We start from the raw sequence: 4,046 nt of genomic DNA on the forward strand, positions 1-4,046 counted from the left end.
CAAAATAAATTGAAAAACAGCGTAGTAAATCCAAATGGCAATGAAGCTACTATACTGGATAATGTAAAATCTGGCATTGGTGGCAAAGTAGTTGATCCTGAACATGAAAATAAGAATACTTTCATGAAAAACGTCGACACCATCGGCAAGGCTAATGGCATTAGCGAAAACACCGTAGTTAATGCTGGCGATTTGAAGAACCTCGTAGACACAGGCTTCAAATTGAATACATCTGGTCACAGTGGGGACGCACAAACCGTTAAGATTGGTGAAACCATCAAAGTGGTAGACGGTGCGAATACGAAAGTATCCGATATTACGTCGAAAGATGGCGTTCACGAATTCCACATCGATGTAACTGGCTTGCCTGTAACCTATACGGCAACCAAGACGGATGCTAATGGTACACCAACGGGTGAACCTGTGGATGTATCCAAAGTGGGCGATGGTTACCAATTAGCGGATGGTACAAAACTTGTAAAAGTAGGCGATAAGTATTACACACCTGACCAATTAAAAAATGGTAAACCTAAACCTGATGAAGAAGGCTTAATCATTAAGGAAAGCGTATCCTTAACACAAGATAACAGCGCTCCAGCAACCTTAGAACGTGTAGGCAGTGGCCGTCGCAATGGCATGAAAGCTGATGCAGATCCAATGGCATGGGATGAGATCCTTAACCCATCCGCTGAAGATAAAGCAAAAGTAGATAATATGCTTACTAATGCAGCTAACATTGGTGATGTACGCGATGCCATTAAGAGCATTACTGACGGTACATCCGACAACGCTTCAGGTGGCTTTGGCTTAACTGGTAACAATGGTGACGTGAAACAAGACCTTGGTAAGACTATTACTGTTAAAGGTGGTATTGCGAACAAGGTTGATGAAGCAGGTCATCATGTGCCAGAAAAATCTACAACGGATCAAAACACGTATGTAAACGTGAAGGATGTGCTTAATGCTGACGGTCAAGGTGGCACGCATAAGGAAATGGTTGTAGAAATTGCTAAGGACCTTACTGATTTGGATAGTGTAACCGTAGGTAACGTTGATAAAAGTGGGAATGGTGGCACTGTTATTAACAAAGATGGCATGACTGTTAAGGATGCTACGGGTAATAATAGTACATCTATTGGCACAGGTACTATTGGTACTTCTAAAACGGATAAGGATGGTAATACATCTAGCACTAACATCGATGGTGGTACGATTACCTCTGAAAAGAAAGATAAAGATGGTAACAAGCAAAGCACGACTATTGATGGCAGCCATATGACTTTGGAAAACAAAGACAAAGATAATAAGTTAACAGGTCCTAAGACGGAAGTATCTAATAAAGGTATTACCATCACTCCTGTTGATAAAGATGGTAAGCCAATTGAAGGCAAAAAAGTCGAACTTTCTGACACAGGCCTTGATAACGGCGGCAACCAAATCATTAATGTAGACAGTGGCTTGAAAGATAAAAACGGATCTGTTAAGTTGAAAGATGCTACTGGTGATATGCTTAATCATGCCGTTAACGTTGGCGATTTGAAAGAAGCCATTAATAATGCACAAACTGCAGTGGATGGCGACGGTGCAGCTGAAATTTCTAAATCGGTTGATGACAATGGCAGACCAACCTACAAGGTACACGTAGATAAACTAGTAGAAGCTAAAGCCGATGATGGTAAAGCCATCGTTCGCGGCGAGGACAATAAGTTCTACTACAAGGACGAAAGCTTGAAGCAAGGTACGGATGGCAAGTGGTATCCGAAGGATAAACTGGATGACGACGGCAACCCGAAAGCCGGCGCGGTAGGTAAGAATATTCCGATATTAGGCACCAACCCGGTATCGGCGGACAGCCTCAAGACAAGCTTGGTTAACCCGAACAATCCGAATAGCAAGGTTAAGCTGGATAACATCAAGTCTGCTATCGGCGGCAAGGTCAATGGCGCGGACGGCACGAACAGCTTTATCGATAACTTGGATAAGGTAGGTAAGGAAGGCGGTATCGGTAACGATGCGGCAGTAACCACGGGCGACTTGAAGAATCTCGCCGATACTCCGTTGTTCTTCGGCGGCGACAGTGCTGACGGTGAATCTACGGATGGCAAAGAACACACAAATACCTTTGACCGTAAGCTGGGCAAACAGATAAACATTAAGGGTGAAGTAGACTTAGGCCTTGGTGACAATGCTACGGCAGAAGAACGGAAGACAGCCATTAAGGAAAAATTGTCCGACGGCAACATCGGTGTTATTTCCAATGGCAAAGATATGTTGACGGTGAAGTTGTCTAAGAACCTGAAGGATCTCAACACCATAGAGGTGAACGACTCCGTAAGCGTTGGCAAGGACGGTGACAGCACGGTGATTAAGGGAGCGGAAACGACATCTTCCTTCACCAAAGTAGTTACCGGCCCAGATGGCAAGCCGTTGTACAAGGTTGATAAAAACGGTAACCCGGTTCTTGACGAAAAGGGTCATAAGATACCGATTACGGAATCGTCTTCTACGACTACTAAGGGCGGTATTACTGAATCCGTAGTAGAAAAAGCCGAACTAGATGGCGAAGGAAAACCGTTAATCAATGAAAACGGCAACCCCATTACATCGAAGAGTACAACGACTACGGGTGGCGGCAAGATGGCTACCGATGTGGAAAACGTGAAGATGGTTGATGGCAAGCCGGTGACGAGCCACGAAACGACCACTATCGACGGCAGTCATTTCGAGTCCAAAGATAAAGACGGCAATTACACGACCATCAACGGCGGTGAAATCAAGAGCTATGATAAGGATACGAATGGCTCGGTAACGATTAAGGGTGATTCGTTGACGGCGTCGTCTAAGGATGAAAACGGTCATGACAAGGTGACGAATATCAGCTCTGACGGCTTTAACTCTACGGCTACCACCTTTGAAAGAGATGGCAATGGACAGATTGTACGGAATCCGGATACTGGTCTGCCGAAGGAAGTAACCAATAGTACTAACATCAATTCGGATGGCTTTACGGCGACGAGAACGGATAGCGAAGGCAATGAAGTCTTAAAGACTACTATGCAGAACGGTAACATTGCCATCGAAAAACCGCAGCCGATTATTGACCCTACGACGGGTGAGGCGTATAAGGTATTGGATAAGGACGGTAATTGGGTACCGGCTCACAGTTATACTAAGATAAGCGATAACGGTTTTGAAATCCAAGGTATCAATCAGTCGGGTACGGGCATTAGCAAGGTAAGACTTTCGTCGGAAGGTCTCGATAATGGCGGCAATCGCATTACCCACGTAGCGGAAGGTATCGCTCCGGATGATGCGGTTAACGTATCGCAGCTTCGCGGCTTGACGCAAAATATCAACAACGATATTGCCAATGTAGGGGCCAATGCGGCAGCCTTGGCAGGCTTGAAGGCTATCCAGTACGATCCATTGGAACCGACGCAGATTATGGCGGCTGTAGGTACATACCGCGGCAAACAGGCGGCGGCTCTCGGCATTGCTCATTATAAGAATGAGGACACTATGTTCCATATGGGCGTAAGTATCGGCTCTGATCATACGATGGCCAATGTTGGGGTAACTTACAAATTCGGTCGCACCGATGAGAAGAAAGCGGTACCGGATCGCTACAAAGCGGGCCCGATTAGCTCCACCTATGTATTGCAGGATGAAATGGTAGCACTGAAGGAAGAAAATGCACGTATGCGCGCTAATGATGAAAAGATGAACGCCGCTTACGATGAAATTCTTAATTTGGTGAAACAGTTGAAACAGGATAATGAAGAGATGAAGAAGAAGTTGGAAAAGCTGGAAAAGAAATAAGCGAGTCCCTTCGGCTCTACAGAGTCCGTTGACGCTGACGACCATAGGAATCGGCGCATAGAAGAAAAGAACCTCTCGTGAAATCACGGGAGGTTCTTTTGCATTTTCTTTTATAGAGGGAGGTAGGGTTGTAGAGTTATAGGACAAAAAGTGTGGGTGAAAACCGCTATAAAACCAGTTAAGTACTGGGGTTATAGCGGTTTTATCTTTTTTGGGAGAAGATAAAG

General features: G+C 45.1%; 1 protein-coding gene. It reads left to right on the plus strand.

What is annotated here, in order from left to right; translation table 11 throughout:
* Positions 1-3,819, plus strand: a 3,819-nt coding sequence (locus G344_RS0106940; RefSeq protein ID WP_028255557.1) for a YadA-like family protein, incomplete at its 5' end; no start/stop codon positions are given.
* Between the last annotated feature and the right edge of the window lie 227 nt (positions 3,820-4,046).

This window comes from Veillonella magna DSM 19857, assembly GCF_000428745.1.
GTDB lineage: Bacteria > Bacillota > Negativicutes > Veillonellales > Veillonellaceae > Veillonella_A > Veillonella_A magna.